Below are 2,469 nucleotides of genomic sequence, written 5' to 3' on the forward strand. Positions count from 1 at the left end.
AGACCGCATGGATCAACGACCCAGCCAAGCGCAGGGAACCCACACCACAAACCTCATAGCGTCACGACCGTCTCACTGGACTTGAAATCTTCCGTCCGACGATCTGGCTAACGGTCTTGCGATACATCGTCCACATCACCTGGGGGCAGCTGTGCAGCCCTTCCGCCCTCAGTAACAGCATGACCGTCTGCAGGTGCATCCCCGCGTCCCCCCACTGCCCTGGCCCCATCGTCTGATCGAGGTAGCAGAACAGCACGACCGGGGCCCCGAACGCCTGCGAGTTCAAGGCGGCGATTTTCATGGGCCTGTCGGGGTCGTCGCGCTCGATTCGCAGTGCCTTGTACCGCTGAGCAGCCGCAGCGGAGAAGCGGTCCACGTACGGCGAGGTCAGTTCGGCCGGATACATCGGATACTGCCGCTCATCCCCCGGGTCTCCCGCCAGTGCCCTGGCTGTTGCGCGCCTCTTCAGCTCGGCCAGGGGCTCGCCGGTCACGACATACACATGCCACGGCTGGAGGTTTCCACTCGACGGAGCCCGCGTTGCTGCGGCCAACACGCGTTCGAGTATCACTTGGGGTACCGGCTCATCGCTGAACGCCCGCACAGCCCGGCGACTGTCCACGGCTTCATACACATCCACGTCTGCTCTTCCTCTCACTCAACGACAGCCACCTCTCTACCGTCTTCAGCACGCACACGAGGCAACATGTGATCGGGATCGCACTTCGATCTGCGGCTGGCGGCAGCGCTGTTCTTCGGCCTGTCGATGCGATCGGCCTCCGCTTGCTCCACGAGACGGTGGACGGGCTCGTCGGTGACCGGAGGAATCATGGAGCGGGCTCTTTGACGTCGCTGGTGCGGATCGCGATCTGGGCGAAGGTGGGCATCCCTAGGTCGATGGCAGTGCCACGCCGACGTTGCTCGGCATGAAGCTGAGCGAGTTTGTCCTCTGCCCCAGCCAGGCTCACCTGCAGCCCTTCCACTTCCCCGAGCCATCCTTCGCGTTCGGCCTCGGCGATGCGGGCGAGGATGTTGTCGCGGATCTCGATGAGCCGGTCACGCTGGGCGGGGTCGGGCAGAGCATCGGGCTGCGGACGCAGGCGTGTTCGTGGATGCAGGGGGTGCCGAACGCGCGGCCGCATGCTCCGATGGAGACTTTACGCCGCTCGAAGTGGCCGAGGAACTCCTGCCATTCCTCGTCGGTGGGGACACGGTATTCCTCGCTCGGGCGGAGGGACCTTCGGCGGGCGAGGAAGGCCATGTGCGCCTGGATCGCCTCTTCGGGGTAGACGGCCTTGTAACCGAGAGTTACGTTGATGTCCTGGTGGCCAGCGATCACCTGGGCGATGTGCGGCGGCAGCCCGTTGAGGATGGCATCGGTGATGAAGAGCCGGCGGAAGTCGTGTGGTGTGTAGCGAAGCGGGGCACCCGTGACGTCGGTCAGGCCCGTGTCGGTGAGGGCCTCGTCGAGCATGGTGCGAACGGTTTCATCGGTGAACGCGCAGTCCTCACCGCGGATGCGTCGTTGGAACAGCAGCGGGGCCGGCTCCTGCCACGCACATTCGCGGCGGTCGTAGGCGCGGGCCAGGGGAACGGCGCCGGTGACCTGCCGGGCTCGGCAGATGATCGCGCTGAGGACGTCGGCGAGCTCGGGGCTGACCAGCAGCAGCCGCTCGGTATCCGTCTTGGACGGGACGATCTGCAGGAGGGGGACGAGTTCGCCGGTGGTGGGCAGCCGGTATTGGACCAGGCTGTGGTGGCTGAGTTCCAGCAGTTCCTTGATGCGGGTGCCGGTGGCCCGCAGGACCTCGACCACGGCCCAGGTCCAGAAGGCTCGCTCGTCCTCGAGTCCCAGATCGCGGCGTTTTCCGGTGTGCGGGTCCTCGGCCCAGATCCTGCCGGCCGTTCCGTGCGGAACCACGGCACGTACGAGTTGCTGACCGGCAGCGGTGAACACCTCGCCGGGGCTGGCATGCCGGGCGGCTTCCAGTACCGCGGCAGCGTCCTTGCGACACTGGTCGACCGTGCGGACGAGGATCGGCAGAACCGGCAGGCGCTCGCGGGTGCGGGCGTCCATTCTCGCCTTGCGCCGCCGTTGTACTTTGCGGTTCTCCAGCTCGTCAGCCCTCACCGGGCTCGGTGCCACCCACGGGCCCCAGCGGCCGGGATCGTCCCATGCCCACTGGGCGAAATCGAGGTAGAAGGCCCGCACCTGGGTGAGCGTGTCCCGGTGGTTGAGCCTCTCGACCTTCGTGCTCGTGCGTCGGCCGTCAGGGCCGGTAACGGTCTTGTCCTTGGTGCGCATCCTCTGCTCAGGTGTCAGGCTGCGTCGGTGTCACGTTCGATGGCGGCGAGTCGGTTCTTGAGCCGGTAACTGGGGCCGTTGATGGCGATCACGTCGCAGTGGTGGAGTAGCCGGTCGAGGATCGCGGTGGCGAGGACTTCGTCGCCGAAGACTTGGCCCCACTC

3 protein-coding genes are annotated in these 2,469 nt (G+C 66.1%); all 3 read right to left on the bottom strand.

The window, feature by feature from the left end; genetic code table 11:
- Positions 1-61 precede the first annotated feature (61 nt).
- Positions 62-640, bottom strand: coding sequence for a nitroreductase (locus ACZ68L_RS46790; protein ID WP_469591015.1), 579 nt, complete (start codon positions 638-640; stop codon positions 62-64).
- A gap of 324 nt (positions 641-964) precedes the next feature.
- A complete protein-coding gene (locus ACZ68L_RS46795) occupies positions 965-2,305 on the bottom strand; it encodes a tyrosine-type recombinase/integrase (RefSeq protein ID WP_469591017.1) in 1,341 nt (446 codons plus the stop codon).
- A 14-nt stretch (positions 2,306-2,319) separates the two neighbouring features.
- On the bottom strand, positions 2,320-2,469 hold a 150-nt coding region (locus tag ACZ68L_RS46800; protein WP_469591018.1), incomplete at its 5' end, for an ATP-binding protein.

The sequence above is a fragment of the Streptomyces sp. NPDC104309 genome (assembly GCF_055584025.1).